General features: G+C 54.1%; 11 protein-coding genes. 4 read left to right on the top strand and 7 right to left on the bottom strand.

The genetic code is table 11. From position 1 onward, the window contains the following. Window positions 1–46 precede the first annotated feature (46 nt). Complete coding sequence (locus DTL42_RS09315; RefSeq protein ID WP_158545293.1) at window positions 47–2,809, bottom strand: PSD1 and planctomycete cytochrome C domain-containing protein; 2,763 nt, start codon at window positions 2,807–2,809, stop codon at window positions 47–49. Window positions 2,810–2,952: 143 nt separating this feature from the next. After that, window positions 2,953–3,789: a TerC family protein gene (locus DTL42_RS09310; RefSeq protein ID WP_114368422.1), complete on the bottom strand. Its 837-nt coding sequence runs from the start codon at window positions 3,787–3,789 to the stop codon at window positions 2,953–2,955. A 180-nt stretch (window positions 3,790–3,969) separates the two neighbouring features. Between DTL42_RS09310 and DTL42_RS09305 the strand changes: the two genes are divergently transcribed. Further along, the gene (locus DTL42_RS09305; protein WP_114368421.1) at window positions 3,970–4,923 is read left to right on the top strand and encodes a sugar phosphate isomerase/epimerase family protein; all 954 of its coding nucleotides are present in this window, start codon (window positions 3,970–3,972) and stop codon (window positions 4,921–4,923) included. A gap of 30 nt (window positions 4,924–4,953) precedes the next feature. Here the strand turns inward: DTL42_RS09305 and DTL42_RS09300 are convergent, their stop codons facing one another. From DTL42_RS09300 to hisF, 5 genes are all read right to left on the bottom strand, one after another. Further along, window positions 4,954–5,694 carry a DUF4190 domain-containing protein gene (locus DTL42_RS09300; RefSeq protein WP_114368420.1) on the bottom strand — a complete coding sequence of 247 codons (741 nt, stop codon included), beginning with the start codon at window positions 5,692–5,694 and terminating at the stop codon, window positions 4,954–4,956. A gap of 54 nt (window positions 5,695–5,748) precedes the next feature. Then, window positions 5,749–6,315 carry a hypothetical protein gene (locus DTL42_RS09295; protein WP_114368419.1) on the bottom strand — a complete coding sequence of 189 codons (567 nt, stop codon included), beginning with the start codon at window positions 6,313–6,315 and terminating at the stop codon, window positions 5,749–5,751. A 53-nt stretch (window positions 6,316–6,368) separates the two neighbouring features. Next, window positions 6,369–8,144 carry an ATPase, T2SS/T4P/T4SS family gene (locus DTL42_RS09290; RefSeq protein WP_114368418.1) on the bottom strand — a complete coding sequence of 592 codons (1,776 nt, stop codon included), beginning with the start codon at window positions 8,142–8,144 and terminating at the stop codon, window positions 6,369–6,371. Then, entirely contained in the window at window positions 8,144–9,292 is a 1,149-nt protein-coding gene (locus DTL42_RS09285) for a type IV pilus twitching motility protein PilT (protein WP_114368417.1), read from the bottom strand. Before DTL42_RS09285 ends, DTL42_RS09290 begins: the two co-directional genes overlap by 1 nt. 66 nt (window positions 9,293–9,358) lie before the next feature. Beyond that, the gene (hisF, locus tag DTL42_RS09280) at window positions 9,359–10,126 is read right to left on the bottom strand and encodes an imidazole glycerol phosphate synthase subunit HisF (RefSeq protein WP_114368416.1); all 768 of its coding nucleotides are present in this window, start codon (window positions 10,124–10,126) and stop codon (window positions 9,359–9,361) included. Between the two features lie 498 nt (window positions 10,127–10,624). Between hisF and DTL42_RS09275 the strand changes: the two genes are divergently transcribed. From DTL42_RS09275 to DTL42_RS09260, 3 genes are all read left to right on the top strand, one after another. Continuing rightward, window positions 10,625–11,536 (top strand): DUF1559 domain-containing protein, encoded by a 912-nt coding sequence (locus DTL42_RS09275; protein ID WP_114368415.1) that lies wholly within the window; start codon window positions 10,625–10,627, stop codon window positions 11,534–11,536. 36 nt (window positions 11,537–11,572) lie between these two features. Next, window positions 11,573–11,989 (top strand): carboxypeptidase-like regulatory domain-containing protein, encoded by a 417-nt coding sequence (locus tag DTL42_RS09270; RefSeq protein WP_114368414.1) that lies wholly within the window; start codon window positions 11,573–11,575, stop codon window positions 11,987–11,989. Window positions 11,990–12,312: 323 nt separating this feature from the next. Then, complete coding sequence (locus DTL42_RS09260; RefSeq protein ID WP_114368412.1) at window positions 12,313–13,584, top strand: TlpA family protein disulfide reductase; 1,272 nt, start codon at window positions 12,313–12,315, stop codon at window positions 13,582–13,584.

The raw sequence follows: 13,584 nt of genomic DNA, 5'->3' as shown, positions 1-13,584 counted from the left end.
GTATCTCATGGGATGGCAAATGGGGGCAGGCAAAACGAGCCGCTGCTTAATCGACAAACATGAACTCGTTCGAGACCAACAACACCTGGGCCACACTATTCCAGCCCGACCAATTGTCGCTTGATGGTGCATTGGTAACGTATTCCAAAAACAACTTCTCTTCGTCCGCCGTCGGGGCACGTTGCAAGATCCGCTGAAACAGTCCGGCCAGTTTCTCTTGGTCACTTAACCCTGGCTCATCAACATGGTCGGCCAAATATTCGGCCTGGCGAGCCACGAAAGGGCTGTTCAATAGGTACAGCGCTTGCTGCGGAACACTAGTCTTGGAACGTTCCGGGCTGGTGGCATCAGGGCTTGGGTAATCGAAGGCCCGGTATAAGTTCGGCAAGTCTTGGCGATCGACAAAGCCGTACACGGTTCGTCGTGGCGGGTAAGGATCTTGCAGAATTTTCACCGCTCTTCCTCCTAGCGAATCGTCGAGTGCACCGCTGGCAACCAGCATTGCATCGCGCATTTCCTCGAAAGACAGCCGACGGCGATTCATCTTCCACAACAAACGATTCTCGGGATCTTTCTCGCGTAATTCAGGCCGATCCTTACTCGATTGCTGATAGGTTGCCGAAAGCATGATGTGCTTGTGCAGCTTCTTCAGCGACCAGCCGTTCTTCTTCAAATAACTGGCCAAGTGATCGAGCAGCAGAGGATAAGTGGGCGGATCGCTCCGCACCCCAAAGTCTGCCGGAGTAAGCACCAACGGCCGATCGAAGTGCGTCATCCAAACGCGGTTGGCAATCACCCGGGCCGTTAGCGGATTGTCGTCGGCGATGATGTCTTCGGCCAGTTCCAGCCGCCCGCTTCCTTGCGTGTAAGAAGAAGCTTCGCTTTCGTTCAACACACGAATAAACTGCCGTGGCACTTTGTCGCCACGGCGGCCAGGGTCGCCTCGCAAGAAGATGACCGGCTGGCCAACATTTTCGCGGTCGGTAACCGCCATCGCCCGAGGAGGTGCCCCCGGCGAATCAATCTCGTGCCCGCGAATCTTTCCTTCAATCTGCTTTTGAACGGCATGCTCACTGGTAAACGTCGCGGCGCGGACATCGTTGTCCCCTAGTGCCAGCGGCGAGTTCCCTTGCAGGAGAGCTTGTGCCAACTCTTTCTGGGTTCCTTCCAGCTTGTCGACAAACGCATGATCGAAGCCAGCCTCGATAAACGCCTTGCCTACCGGTTTTAGTAGGTCATCGTACGTATCGACCAAAGCCGGTAACGTAGCTGGCTGCTTGCTGACAATTGCTTCGCGCACCGCTGGGTTTAACTTACTCTCTTCCGCAGTCCACTTGGCAATTCGTGCCTGGTGCTCGGCGGCGTATTTCTCTTCCCCCAATTCACGCGTTTCGAACAAGGGGCCCCAAATCGGGTGATCCGGTTTCCACTGCTGATCGGCGAATGCCTTCCACTTGTTGACCAAGTGTGGCCGCACGTTTTTTGCCTCTTGCTCGTTTTGTTCGTACTTGGCAATATCGACTTCTTGCTGCTGCGAGACGGCTCGCACCATCAGATCGAAGAAGTAGGTACTCGCTTCGGTTCGCACCGATTTTTCAACGTTAGCGTGGTGATTGCTCAGCTCTTGCTGAAGCTCGTCGTAACGCTGCTTAAACTCCGGATAGCGAGGATCGGAATCGATCGCGCCGATCAGAGGGGTGGTTTCATTCAGCGGATCGAACACACCATACAGGCCGTAGTAATCGGCCATGTTGATCGCATCGTACTTGTGATCGTGGCATCGGGCACACGCGACGGTCAGGCCCAACACGCCACGGGTGACAACATCGATACGGTCGTCGATCGTGTCTTGATGCTTCAGAAATTGACGCCCGATCCGAATTAGCCCTAGCCCGGCCAAGCGACGATCTCCCTCTTCGGCAAAGTAATCGGCGGCCAGTTGTTCTTTGACGAACTCGCTATAGGGTGTATCTCGGTTAAAAGAATCGATGACGTAATCGCGATAGGCATGCGCATACGGGAAGCGGCGATCTTGGCCGTCGTTCAAGTAGCCACGCGTATCGGAATAGCGGGCCACGTCCAGCCAGATACGCCCCCACTTCACTCCATATTGCGGCGAAGCCAACAAGCGATCGATCAACTTCTCGTAGGCATCGGGGCTCTCGTCGCTGACAAACGCATCGACTTCGGCCTGGGTCGGGGGGAGCCCGGTCAGGTCGAAGGTAGCTCGGCGAATGAGCGTACGACGATCGGCCAGCTTGGCCGGAGTCATGTCGTTGTCGAGCAGCCGCTTTTGCACGAAATGGTCGATCTCGTTCTGGGCGAAATCCCCCTTCACTTCCGGGGCAGGCGGATCTTGAATCGGTTGGTAAGCCCAATGTTGCTGCTTGTCGCTGACCAGACGCTCGTCAAACGAAAGCGGAGCAATCGGCTCTGCTTCGCTCGGCCACGGCATGCCGAGCTTGACCCACTGTTCAATCGCCGCGATCTCTTCCGTAGACAACTGACCGGCTGGGGGCATTTCGAAGGTTTCGTAACGAATTGCCTGAATCAGGCCGCTTTCGTCTGGTTTCCCTTCGACCACGATCTTGCCGGAATCGGCACCTTGGATGATCGTCGAGCGAGCATCCAGACGCAGTCCGGCCTCTTGCTTCTCGGCACCATGGCAACCGACGCAATGCTTAATGAAGACCGGACGCACCGATTTCTCGAAGAACTCGATGTGTTCTGGCGAAAAATTGTTTTCGGCAAACGCAAACGACGGCAGCAGGCACACCATCGCTGCGATGGGCAACGCGAATATCCGCATGGGCATGATACGCTGAGGGAGAGCAGGAAGGAACAAAAGGCGGGAACACGCATAAACGTGTCCCCCTATTGTACCGTGCCGGCAGGGCTGGGTCCAAGTCTATTTACCAAGCCGACAAGCAACACGCCCTCCACAAGAGGGGCCTATTTCGATGCACCTCCCTGAGCCTTTTTTCGCTTGCTATCGGCAATTTTCTTCTCGATTGGTGTCAATCGCATCGATCGAACTCGCATATTGAGCAGCTCCACACCCAGAGCGAACGCCATGGCGAAGTAGACGTAACCCTTGTCGAAATGAGCCCCAGCCCCTTCAGCGACCAGCATCACGCCAATCAAAATCAAAAAGCTGAGGGCCAGCATCTTGAGCGTTGGATGCCGCTCGACAAAGTCCGAAATCGTATTGGCGAAGGTGATCATCACCCCCACGGAAATCAACACGGCGGTCACCATTAGCCAAATACCGGAAACGGGGGCGCCAAAGACGTCGACTTGCTCCTTCACCATTCCCACGGCGGTAATCACCGAGTCGAGAGAGAAAATGATGTCGAGGGCCATAATCTGCAGAATGACCCCACTGAAAGTTGCTTTAACCTTCGTCGCGTCTTCTTCCGAGTGCTCGTCGTCATCTAGCTTTTCGTGGATTTCACCGACACTTTTCCAAATCAGAAAGAGCCCGCCCACAAACAGGATGATGTCTTTCCAGGTGATACCGTTCATATCGGGGTGTTCGATCAGCAGTTCGTTGTTGCCAACAAGCCAGGACAACTCGAAAATGTTCTCTTTCAAGCCCATCACCCACGAGATCGTACACAGCAGAATAATTCGCATCACCAAGGCGGCCAGCAGCCCCATCCGCCGCGCGTTCGGACGTTGTGCTTCCGGCAGGCGAGCCGAAACGATCGCAATAAAGACGATATTGTCGATCCCTAGAACAATTTCCATCGCGGACAAAGCGATGACTGCGACGAATGCTTCCCACATACGGTTTCCCCCCACTTCCCCTCAAAAAGAACTGCAGCATCATAACCGACGCTAACTGCAACAACCATGCCGCTGCGCCAACGTGCTGCGGAAGAAGCAACCTTCACTCCGTTGCATCCCACTTGGCGGCCAAGCAAAATAGACAACTCGCGTCCCACACCTACCTAAGGATTTCGCCCCATGGCTATGCTTCTTGATCGTCGTCAAATGCTTTCTTTATCCGCAGCAGGTGCTTTGACGTCGGCTGGCCTGGCAGTGCAAGGGCTTCCCACGGCGAATGCGGCCCAACCGACCTCGCCGACGATTCGATATTGCTTTAATACCAGTACAATTCGCGGCCAAAATCTAACGATAGAAGAAGAAGTCGATATCGCAGCCAAAGCAGGCTACCAAGGGATCGAGCCGTGGATCTCGAAGATTGAAGACCATAAAAAGTCAGGCAAGAGCCTGGCCGACCTGAAAAAAAGGATCGCCGATTCCGGGCTGAAGGTAGAAAGCGCGATCGGGTTCGCCCAGTGGATTGTCGAAGATCCCGATAAACGGAAGCAAGGGCTAGAACACGCCAAACGCGACATGGACCTCTTGGCACAAATCGGTGGCAGCCGCATCGCAGCCCCCCCGGCAGGCGCGACCAACGGGCCTAAGCTCGATCTATTGGAAGTCGCCCAGCGCTATCACGCGCTGCTAGAAGTCGGTCAGCAAACGGGTGTGGTTCCAGAGCTGGAATTGTGGGGCTTCTCGGCCAATCTATCTCGCCTGGGGGAAGTTGCCATGGTCGTCGTCGAGGCCAACCATCCCGATGCCTGCATGATGCCGGATGTCTACCACATCTACAAAGGTGGCTCCGACTTTAGCGGCCTGCAGACGATCAGCGGGCACGCGATTCCAGTCTTCCATATGAACGACTACCCTGCCGAGCCGCCTCGCGAGAAGATTAACGACAGTGCCCGCGTGTTCCCAGGGGATGGCATCGCTCCGCTGAAACCGATGATTCAAACACTGATCGGTAACGGTTTCGCTGGCGTTTTCTCCCTTGAACTATTCAATCCAGAATACTGGAAGAGAGATGCCCTGGAAGTCGCCCAGGAAGGGCTCGATAAGATGAAAGCCTGCGTGGCCGAGGCCACAGCTTAAGTTTGCGTTATAGCTAACCCCAAAATGGCGTTAGTGATAAACCTTCTCTAGAGAAATACTATCGGCGATCCAGACAAACGAGCCGGCATTATCGCCGGTTCCGTTTTGCCGCTTGAGCGTTACTTTAACATCCCACAGGGGCTTACCGTTTTCCTTATCCGAAATACGGAAGATGTGGGTTGCGTAGTGCAGTCCTTCGTATTCGCTGGTGGCAAAATCGCGGACGAAAGTAGCCTCAAGCGGGCCTCCTTGCCATTGGTCGATCGCCTTCACAATATCGCGTGACTCAAAACCTTGTAGGTCTTCGGTCCGCATTTCATTTTCTGCGTAGAAGGCGGGCAACGCGGTTTTGGCAGGAGGTCGGGCGGAAGGGTGCATGCTCATCTGATGCGCTTCCATAAACTTCTTCTGCAGTATCAAGTCGAGCCACTGGGCGGCCATCTCGCGCGAAGCGGTTACTAAAGCGTACTGCTTGACCTGGACTTGGGTAATGCTCAGCCCCAACCAAATTGCCGCTAAGCCCATACCCGCTAAGGCCATCCCCTGCCCAGTTAAAAGTTCAGAGCGACCAATGTGATAGTAGGCCACCAAACAGATAACAATAGCAATGACCGGCACGATCCACAGCACGGACGTAAAGACCGCCATGACGGAAAGGATTCCCAACACTAAACCGCTAATCGCCAACCGGCTGATCTCGCGATATTGCATCAGGTCTTCGTTTTCGGCGGAAAAACCGGCTGATGTATGCTGCTGGGCGGAATCGACCATGATTCAAACGATCGTCTGTTCGAGAAGGAAAACGTAATTAAGGCGAACCAACATCTACTTCTTGGCGTGATTGACTTCGTCAGCAGCACGCTGGGTTCGCGTACTGGCGTACTTCCCCACATCAAACGGCTGGCCCCCCATGCCTTGTGTGGAAGGCAAACCCACCACAAGCGTGCCGTAGGCTTGCGCGACACTGGAAGGAATCCCGCTTCTCATCATGTTGACGAAACCTTCATCGCCGACCGGAGATGCAAACAACGAAAAACAAATCCAGCCGTACAACACAACGGTTTGCAGGCCGCAGCCGACCCAATCGAACGCGGTGTCATACTTACTTCCCATACGTACGGGAAACTTGGAAAGTTGGTTGCAAATCAGCTTGCAGATCAAAAAAGTGATGATAAACACCAGCCACATGCACGCGAATTCGGTGAACGCGCTCCACTCCGGAGCTTGTTCGTTCAGCAAACTGGCTAGCAACTGGGCGTAGTTAAACGCCAGGGCACTGCACAAAATGATCAACAAGCAGTTCAGGAAGTTCGTCCAAAAACACTGGCTGTACGCCACCGCAAAAATAACGACCGGAAGCCCGACCACGAATATCCAAAAATGTAAGCCCACGGCAGATGATCCTGATGGAAGTTGAAAAGGAAAGCTACTCGGATCGTCTCGAATTACTCTTTGAGAACGCGGCTGATTTCCTCGATGGACGTGACCCCGGTTGCCACGAGGCGGATTGCCTCTTCCTGCAACGAACGATTGCCGGCGGCTTTCGAGGCAGCGCGAACCGCTTCCAGCTTCGGTGTCTTAACAATTGACCGGCGAATGCCGTCGTTGACTTTCATCAACTCGAAGATCCCAATGCGGCCATAGTAGCCGATCCCACCGCAATGCTCGCACGGCGGCTTTTTCGGATCGTCTGGTCCTGGCGGGGTTGGTGTCTTGTAAAGCTTATCGACCTTATCAGGCGGTAGCCCCAACCGCTTGAGCAATTGCACGCTAGGCTGAAATTCTTCGCGGCAATTCTTGCACAACCGGCGACATAATCGCATGTTGAGCACACCCACCAAAGCCGAGGCGTATTTATCGGCAGGAACCTTCAACGAGAGAAGCCGCAGCACACCTTCTGCGGCGTCATCTTTCACGTTGACACTGGTAAAGCACAGCCGCGTGGCGTTGGCTTGTTCCAGCAAGACATTGAAAATCGCTGGCGAATCAATGCGGCGAACCACCACGGCATCAGGCTGGTTGCGAATGACCGCAGCCAGCATCTCTTCTGGCTTGCGGCTGCTGGCATCGTAATATTGCAAGGCAATATTCATCACCTCGGGCTCACGCGAGCCCTTGGGTTCGATCCCTGCGAAGTCACGCATCAGGCGGTCGGTTGAATTCAAACCGGCGTAATAGAGCGTCGACATGCCTCCTTCTGGCTTGGCGGTAAAGACAAACAAGCCGTTGGGCAGCCCCATCAGCGTCTTGACTTCCTGCATCGTGTCTGGCGGCATGCCCAGATCTTCAAGTGTCTCTAGCTTCGTCGAGACGACCGGTACCACGAAGATAACCCGCTCGCCACTTTGCGTTCCTTGGGCGGTTACCGAGCAGTTCAGCTTGCGTCCGTCGTACTTCACGAAGAACTCGCCTGACTGCCGGGCACGTCGTTCTTGCGGGTTCAGATTGCACAACAGTTTCAGTACCGCCAACATCTGATCGCTTGATTCGCGATCACGGTTTTCACCGGCCAGCCAAACACCATCGATCAGATACCGCATCGCGACGGTATCTTTGGTGTAGTCCATCATCACCTTGGTCGCTCGGCGCTGGACCATCTCGACGATCAACTCCTTGACCCATACATAGGCGTCCGGCAACTTGCGGGCGTTATATAGGTTTTCGGTATTTTTCGTCTCGTCGGCACCGCGAGCTTGGATTTCCATCGTCGGGCCAGCTTCCCAGCCCGATTTGATTTCGGCTTTGACCTTCCCGCCAGAAAGCTTCGACATGACGTAGCGCAGGTGGTCCTTCGTCATGACGCGTTCGTGCGGATCGACCAGATTGTTGCGGGTTTTAATGTACATTCCCAGCGGGATTGCCCACGCCAAGACCGCTAGGATGTAGCCGAGAAAAAATGGAATCGCAGCGGAAACCACCCAAAACGTCAAACCGAACACCAGGACGTTCGGAATCACCCATGCCGGGACCGACAACTTACGATCGGGGCAGTCTTGGCCAAGCCAATCGGTGGTCCACACCCACAGGAAGAACAACAGGAACATGGCCGCCAACTTGATAGGGTTCAAGTAGCCATATTCATCGGTGGTCCATTTGTACTTTTCAGGATTCGACGCAGCCGTATCCCCTCCTTGGGCAAACGCCAAGGACTCGAAACCAAATAGATTGAAACCGATCGCCAACAGAAGAAGGCAAAAAACCAACAGAGCGAATCTTCGCATTAAACCATCCCAGGTTGTGCCACATTGATGCCTTTAAGTGCCATCTTCAGAGCTTCCACGTTCGGAGCCACTGCGAATGCCGTTTCGCGGTCGATCAATTCCTTGTCAATCAGCGACTTGAGGCTCATCGTGAAGTCTTGCATGCCGTCATCTTTACCGATACGAATCGCGTCAGGCAGCTTCGCGTCTTTTCCTTCCAGAATCAACTTCTGAACGGTGGGATTCATCGTCATGATCTCGACCGTCGGCACACGACCGACACCCGGCTTGATCGACTTGAGAAGCTTCTGCGCGACAATCCCCTTCATATTAAACGCGATTGCACTACGAATCGCGCCATGCATTTCCTCGGGGAACAAGTCGAGAATACGACCAATCGTGCTGGAAGAGCTAGAAGCGTGGATCGTTCCGAACACCAAGTGCCCCGTTTCCGCCGCGTGAATCGCCGTGAGGAACGTTTCCTGATCACGCATTTCACCAATCAGGATAATGTCAGGGTCTTCACGCACGGCATGCGCCATGGCGATCTCGAAGTCCTTCACGTCCTGCCCAATCTCGCGCTGATTAATCAGGCATTTTTCTTCCGAATAGACGAATTCTATCGGGTCTTCCAGCGTCAGAATGTGCTTCGAGTAGTTCCGGTTGATCCAGTTCAGCATCGACGCGATCGTCGTACTTTTACCAGAACCCGTCACCCCAGCCAGCAGCACCATTCCCTGGTCGAATTTGCACAAGCTCTCCATCACCGGAGGCAGGTTAAGCCCTTCGAAGTTCGGAATCCAGTTGTTAATACGACGGGCGACCAAGCCAACGTTGCCTAGCTGCGTGAACATGTTCACACGAAAACGCCACGTTTCTCCATCGACATCAACCGTATGGGCAAAGTCAGCCCCGCCGTTCTCTTTGAAGATTCTGGCGTTTCGCTCGTCCAGCAGCGGCCACAACAGCCGCAACATCTCTTCCGCTTCGACCGGGCCACGATTTAAGTTCTTCAAGGTACCATGCACGCGGACGATCGGCGGACGACCGACCTTCATATGCAAGTCAGAACCTTCCAACTTCACCAAGGCTCGGAAGATTTTGTTGACTTCATATTCGACATCTTTCTTAAGAAACTTATCGGCAATAGATTCGTCGATTTCAGCCATATCTCTGTTCCCTTGGTTCCTGATTGAAGGGCAAGCCCTCTATTCTGCTTCGATTTGGCCTCGGAATCAAAGCCTTACGCAAATTCCTCGGTCTCGCATCAATTGCTTGGTCTCTTGGATGCTGTACTGGCCAAAATGAAATATGCTGGCCGCCAGGGCCGCATCGGCCTTTCCTTCGAGGATCGCGGCGGCTAAATGCTCTGGGCTGCCTGCCCCGCCGCTGGCCACCACGGGGATTGATACCGCCTCGCTGACCGCGCGGGTTACCTCCAGATCGTAGCCATCCTTTGTGCCGTCCCGATCCATACTAGTCAGCACGATCTCGCCGGCGCCTAATTCTTCGACTTTTTGCGCCCAACTGACCGCTTCAAGGCCCGTCGGCGTGCGTCCTCCATGAATATGGACTTCCCAAACTTCCTGCCCATCTTTTTGCACACGTTTGGGGTCGATATTCACCACAATGCACTGGCTGCCGAACCTTTTGGCGGCTTGGCGGACGAAATCGGGATCTTTACAGGCCGCCGAATTGATCGAGACCTTATCCGCCCCGGCATTCAGTAGCGAGCGAATATCTTCCATCGTCCGAATGCCACCCCCGACGGTTAGCGGCATGAAAACCACCTCCGCGGTTCGACTTACGACATCTAGAATAATATCACGCTGTTCGTGACTGGCCGTAATATCGAGAAAAACAAGCTCGTCCGCCCCTTCTTGCTCGTATCGCGCAGCAACTTCTACGGGGTCACCGGCGTCGCGCAGCTGAACGAAGTTCGTTCCTTTGACGACACGCCCTTGATTGACGTCCAAACACGGTATCACACGGCTGGCCAACATCGATGCTAACCGCAGCTTTCAGAAAGAGTTGCAAGGATAATCTCGAACCCAGAAAAGGGCTCGAAGAAAGGCAAATCTACTGTAAGCCGGACGAGCGACAGGGTCAACTAACCTCAGCAGCTGCACTGCCCCTTACAGAAAAGAAGCCAGCCTGACCGCAAGTCTTGTGATATTCATCGGCCAAGCTTTCCCTGTCAGCCAAGGAAACAATTATCAAACTATCTATTTTTATTTGCGATAACATCTATACCTCTCGCTTCCCTATGCTGTCAAATTCCACAGATTTCGGGGGGGCGAGCCTTGCCTCGGGAGAAAAAGCCACCAATTTTTTGATATTTTCTCTGATGATATCCCGCGTTTACATTACAATAAAAACGCAGAATCGCATCATGTATAAGTTTTATTTCGAGGACCCGCTAAGCAGACCCCCCTTATTGGTTCTCCTCTGGTGTTGTCGCACTTTCCATCTTCCATCCTTGCAAGTAAGGACTAATTCCTATGAAATCGTCTCGAAAACAGTCTGCCTTTACGCTGGTCGAGCTGTTGGTGGTTATTGCCATCATTGGCGTTTTGATCGCCCTGCTATTGCCTGCGGTGCAGCAAGCCCGCGAGGCAGCGCGTCGCATGTCCTGCTCGAATAACCAAAAGCAGCTGGCCTTGGCAATGCACAACTACCACGACTCCCTCGGCAGCTTTCCCCCGATGGTCGTAAAACCCAATCCCACAACCACTCCAGCTTGGGCTTGGAGCGCGTTGATCTTGCCGATGCTCGAGCAAGGCAACATTCATGAATCGTTGCAAGTTGGCAAGCTTACCCTCACCGCATCTGCCGGAACCACAAACGGGAAGAACATCCTCGGCCTGCCGCTGGAAGCATTCACCTGTCCCTCCGACGCTCGTGCGAGCGAGGTATCTCCTCGTGCCGTGGCTGGCGTCAAGCTGGGACTTTCGAGCTACCCTGCCGTCAATGGAACTGGTCAACGGGCCTATTACTACGACCAAGGTGCCACGAATTATGCCTCCGGTATTTTCACCGATCGAGTGAAAGGTTACTCCTTCCGCGATATCACCGACGGCAGCTCTAACACCATGCTCATCGGCGAACGCCACGACAAAATCCCTGGCTTTGTCAACGAGACCTACACCCTATGGGCAGGCACCACCAGTGCTGAAATGGACGACAGTGGCTACTACGGCTCGCTGGAAGTCGCTGGCTCGACAGGCTTCCCGATGAACGAATGGGAAGACACCAATTGGCAATTCCGACACTGGTTCCGCAGCTTGCACCCTGGCGGCGTGATGTTCTCGTTCGCCGACGGTAGCGTTCACTTCCTCAGTGAAACAATCGACATGACGACCTACCAGAACCTGTCCAACCGCTCCGATGGCAAGATTCTGGGTGATTATTAGAGCGGACGGTTCGCTTACTTCATGGAGACTATCCACATGAAACGCATTAGCCTACTGGCCACTGTTTGCCTGGCGACCATGCTCGGTTGTTTTGGTGGCAATTCAGACCTTCAATTTGGTGAGGTCAAAGGCCATGTCACCTTGGAAGGCAAACCGCTGCCGCATGCCACGGTTCGCTTCCAACCAGAAAGCGGGCGTCCTTCCTACGGCAAAACCGACGAATCAGGCGAGTACACGCTGAAATTCAAGGGACAAGAATTGGGAGCTTTGGTTGGCCAACATAGCGTGGCTATCACCACCGAAGACCGCATCGAAAACCCGGAAACCGGCGAGTCTCGCTGGCAGAAGGAAATCTTGCCCCCCAAGTACAACAGCGAAACAACCCTCAGCGCGGTTGTTGAACCAGGGGAAAACGTCTTCGATTTCGATTTAGTCGAACGCAAGAAGAAGTAATCGTCGACTTCTAAACTGCCAACCAACATAAGCCGGAGCAGGGTTCGCACAACCTGCTTCGGCTTTTTCTATTTTGGTTGTCAACCTTATCTCTTCTTAGGCAATCGAAAAGATCTCTATGTGTTGCTTATTTTCGCGATCCCAACCCGTGCCCGCTCTTCTGACGGTGGAACCACCTGAACCAGAAGCGGAACATGCAGTCCGTCACTTCGTACGGATCAGCATCGTTCGTATGAGGAATATTGCTTGCCTGGGTCACCAATGAACGATAGGCTGGTCCCAAGAAATCGCCATTTTCCCTTCTTGAAAAGGCAAACCCCACCATGCGGTCCCTACTCCTTCTCGCGATCCTGCTTTTGCCAGCCCAAGCCTTCGCCGCAGAAGAAGACGCGCCGTCGTTCGTTGCCTTTCCGATCGAAACCGGGCTGCAACAGAAGTTACTACAAACGACCGAGGCGGACATCTACTTAGAAATCGACGGCGATCCGATCTCTGCCGACAAAATAGTCCGGCCTGAATATGTTCTGGGGGCACAAGTTCAAGCTCGTTTACGGAAAATCGTCCACGATCAGATGCTTACATTTCCCCGCGTCTACGTCAAAGTTTCGGTGACCGAATACTTCTATGTTCGCAAACTCACACAACAGATGAAAAAGCGTTTTGCGGAAACCTCGTTCGAGCCGAAGCTCCGCCTCAAAGGCACCGTTCTGGAAGGCGGCGGAACTCGCTTCGCGGATAAGCCCGATTTCACCTTGCCTAATCAACCAGCGAAGACCATCGCGGACCTACGTCTGGCTGGCGACGGCTTCGAGGCGTTTCGCGTGACCTCGCCCCTTGCCCGCCGCTTGACCTATGGGGCCGACATCTTCGTGATTCTTGACGAACCGATTACGCGCGATTTTCAGGCCTTTCCGCCCAATGTGGTCGCCGAGTTGAAAGAAATCGTCGACGAATTGGCCCCTCAGGCCCATGAAAGCCTTCTGCTACGCTGCCAAACCACGCGGGATGGCCAAAAAACCGTCGAAGAGTTTTGCAGCAGAAAGTGGGACCCCATCGATCCCTTCGGGGCCCCCCTCCCCTCACCGGCCGACCAGTTCGCTGCTCAGCTTGGTTTTAAACAGTGCCGCGTTGAAACACGGACCATGGGAATTGCCCTGGAAGACCTCCTCGGGAAAAAGGCCCCCAACTTTCAGCTCCAGAACCAAGACGAGCAAGAGGTTGATCTGCACGAGTTCGCGCAAGGAAACGTCATCGTGCTGAACTTCTCTGGCATCGCCTGCGCCCCCTGCCAGCACGAGGCTCCTCACCTGACCGCGTTGCAAAAACAATTCGCTGGCCAAGGTGTGAAGGTAATTTCCGTGAACGGCTACAACGAGTCGCCGGAAGCAATCCGCCAGAACATCAAGCAGCTTTCGCTTGAGCACCCAATCGTCGCCATGGGGAAGGAAGTCGCCCAAAAACAGTACACCGTCACTTCGTATCCAATGACCTTCTTCCTCGACCGGCAAGGCGTCATCCGCGACTATCACCACGGTTTCGACAAGGGAGACGAGGTGACCCTGCAACGTAAAGTTAAGAAGTTGCTGGAACACTAA

Origin of the sequence: Bremerella cremea (assembly GCF_003335505.1) — a bacterium.
GTDB classification, from domain to species: domain Bacteria; phylum Planctomycetota; class Planctomycetia; order Pirellulales; family Pirellulaceae; genus Bremerella; species Bremerella cremea_A.
The sequence above is the reverse complement of the archived record's forward strand: the minus strand, read 5'-3'. Positions and strand labels throughout refer to the sequence as shown.

Coding starts and splice junctions, on each gene's coding strand:
- DTL42_RS09315 (WP_158545293.1), bottom strand. CDS start 2,809: ATGCGGATATTCGCGTTGCCCATCGCAGCGATGGTGTGCCTGCTGCCG.
- DTL42_RS09310 (WP_114368422.1), bottom strand. CDS start 3,789: ATGTGGGAAGCATTCGTCGCAGTCATCGCTTTGTCCGCGATGGAAATT.
- DTL42_RS09305 (WP_114368421.1), top strand. CDS start 3,970: ATGGCTATGCTTCTTGATCGTCGTCAAATGCTTTCTTTATCCGCAGCA.
- DTL42_RS09300 (WP_114368420.1), bottom strand. CDS start 5,694: ATGGTCGATTCCGCCCAGCAGCATACATCAGCCGGTTTTTCCGCCGAA.
- DTL42_RS09290 (WP_114368418.1), bottom strand. CDS start 8,144: ATGCGAAGATTCGCTCTGTTGGTTTTTTGCCTTCTTCTGTTGGCGATC.
- DTL42_RS09285 (WP_114368417.1), bottom strand. CDS start 9,292: ATGGCTGAAATCGACGAATCTATTGCCGATAAGTTTCTTAAGAAAGAT.
- hisF (WP_114368416.1), bottom strand. CDS start 10,126: ATGTTGGCCAGCCGTGTGATACCGTGTTTGGACGTCAATCAAGGGCGT.
- DTL42_RS09275 (WP_114368415.1), top strand. CDS start 10,625: ATGAAATCGTCTCGAAAACAGTCTGCCTTTACGCTGGTCGAGCTGTTG.
- DTL42_RS09270 (WP_114368414.1), top strand. CDS start 11,573: ATGAAACGCATTAGCCTACTGGCCACTGTTTGCCTGGCGACCATGCTC.
- DTL42_RS09260 (WP_114368412.1), top strand. CDS start 12,313: ATGCGGTCCCTACTCCTTCTCGCGATCCTGCTTTTGCCAGCCCAAGCC.